The sequence below is a fragment of the Bradyrhizobium sp. CCBAU 11361 genome (genome assembly GCF_028128935.1).
Lineage (GTDB): Bacteria > Pseudomonadota > Alphaproteobacteria > Rhizobiales > Xanthobacteraceae > Bradyrhizobium > Bradyrhizobium niftali.
In genome coordinates this window covers 31228-32469 of record NZ_LBJZ01000006.1, presented here as the reverse complement: position 1 = coordinate 32469, position 1242 = coordinate 31228, and the positions used below count along the sequence as shown (strand labels likewise).

Annotated in this window: 2 protein-coding genes; one reads left to right on the top strand and one right to left on the bottom strand. The window is 56.7% G+C overall.

The features are described from left to right. Window positions 1–167: 167 nt before the first annotated feature. Window positions 168–359, bottom strand: coding sequence for a hypothetical protein (locus XI08_RS03605; protein WP_060910327.1), 192 nt, complete (start codon window positions 357–359; stop codon window positions 168–170). Window positions 360–635: 276 nt separating this feature from the next. On the opposite strand from XI08_RS03605, the gene XI08_RS03600 reads away from it, so the two are divergent. Next, the gene (locus XI08_RS03600; RefSeq protein ID WP_271573379.1) at window positions 636–1163 is read left to right on the top strand and encodes a PRC-barrel domain-containing protein; all 528 of its coding nucleotides are present in this window, start codon (window positions 636–638) and stop codon (window positions 1161–1163) included. Window positions 1164–1242: the final 79 nt, after the last annotated feature.

Genomic DNA, 1242 nt, shown 5'->3' with positions numbered 1-1242 from the left:
CCCGGGCTTTTTCCCGGCCATGTTTCCGGGATTGAAATGGTACTTACCTTCCGGATTCTCGCCGGGCTGCGTCTCATTTGGGTTTTTATTGTTGGCCATTAGGCATTCCTTTGGAAGGGTAACGACGTGCAACGGGACTATAGTTGCTAAGTTCCAAAGAATCCGAGTCAGTGACCAAGACGAAGCATCATGATCATCCTGCGACCACTTTGCCCCGTGTGCCAAACAAGAACCATGTTCGGCTTTGCGGCAAGCCACTCCTCGATCACGGGATAGCGGTCAAGCATCGTTTGCCGAGTGGCACCGGCTTGCGCCACACGTAGCGCCGCCGCTGAATAATCCGCGGCTCTGATGATCATCGCATTCAATCGTCGTTTGCCGGGTAACGACGAGCATCGCCATCGAATCCGCCGTACGCCGTCTTCGGTGAACGTTTCTAATCAGCCGCAGGCTGACATCTCAACCGGGAAAATCGGGATCCTTTGTTCGCTTTGAAACTGGCGAGTGGCGAGCAATATCCGAGCGTGGGCATCAGCCGCTTCCCAAGAGACCCGCTGCGACGGAATCATTTACCGTTCCGTCGCTGGAACCAAATTCACATCGCATTATTGTCCCAAAAATAGTGGAGGGACATCATGCTTTCCAAATGTCTTGCAATAGCATTCCTGGCTATCGCGCCGATGACCGACGCGGCGGCGCAAACAGCCACAAACCAAGCGGCTTCGACAACCAGTGCTACCACGCACAAGGAGGGTGAATGGCGCGCGTCCAAGCTCGCCGGCGTCGATGTGTACAATGAAGCAAACGAGAAAATCGGAAACATCCACGACGTGATCTTGGATCGGTCAGGCAAGGTGGCCAATGTTATTCTGGGTGTGGGCGGCGTCCTCGGCCTGGGCGAGCACTACGTGGCGGTCTCCTTCGATAAGCTGAAGTGGGTTGACCAGCCGGTGACCTCGACAACTGCGTCAACAACGTCCGCACCAGCGAATGCGCCTGCAACCACTTCCGCTCCAGACAGCACCACGCGAACCACCACCGGTGCCGCAACGACAACCACGACAACCACCACAACCAGCGCCAGCACGCGTTGGTATCCCGATCACGCGGTGTATAACGCCACCAAGGACGAATTGAAGGCGATGCCGGAGTTTAAGTACTAGATCCGCTGCTGCGCCGCCTTGAGGCCCATGTCATGGCGGCCGAGCGCCTTCATGCCGATGATACGACCGTGCCGGTGCT